Origin of the sequence: Acinetobacter sp. UBA3132 (assembly GCF_002364825.1) — a bacterium.
GTDB classification, from domain to species: domain Bacteria; phylum Pseudomonadota; class Gammaproteobacteria; order Pseudomonadales; family Moraxellaceae; genus Acinetobacter; species Acinetobacter schindleri.
The window spans coordinates 1-589 of the sequence record NZ_DEZM01000072.1 but is presented as its reverse complement, the minus strand read 5'-3'; the positions used below and the strand labels follow the sequence as shown (position 1 = coordinate 589).

General features: G+C 31.1%; 1 protein-coding gene. It reads right to left on the bottom strand.

The features are described 5' to 3' along the window. Positions 1-89, bottom strand: an 89-nt coding sequence (locus B4033_RS03225) for a hypothetical protein (RefSeq protein WP_286832068.1), incomplete at its 3' end; no start/stop codon positions are given. Between the last annotated feature and the right edge of the window lie 500 nt (positions 90-589).

Sequence of the window (589 nt, the reverse complement as noted above, 5' to 3'; positions counted from 1 at the left end):
TAATAATTCGCCCCAGCACATAGACCACATGCAATTGCCATCAGCCAGAGCAAAGGCTTATTTTGACTGATATCCAGTGCAGGATTCATGACAGCTACCTTATATAAGAAGCAGAAGACTATTTTTGATAATGGCATCAAAAAGATGCAAAGATTGCAGGCACTATAGGTCAAAATAGCACATGATAAAAGTAGAAAAATACAACAGAAATTGAAGACAGATCTGGTTATTACCATCTCTGAATATCTTCAAAACCATAACTGATGCGTATTTAATCTTTTTTTTCTTACAAAGTATCTTAAGTTGTCGAAACGGCACTGAAGAAAAACATTGCAATTGAGTCAGAGATAAAACTGTATTCTATTGCACAAATATAGTGCAAATTTGACAATTTATGATGCTGAGCCAGTTTAAGGTATTAATATAATAAATGACTCAAAAATTATTTTTTAACGATTATTAGCGTAGTTTTAGACTTGAGTAGAATAACTCAAAAGAGCCAATTAAATGAAACATTAAACTCAACTGATTTAAAAATTTTATGATTAAAAAAGGAAAAAGTTATAGGAAAACATGGTTTTCAGGAGTT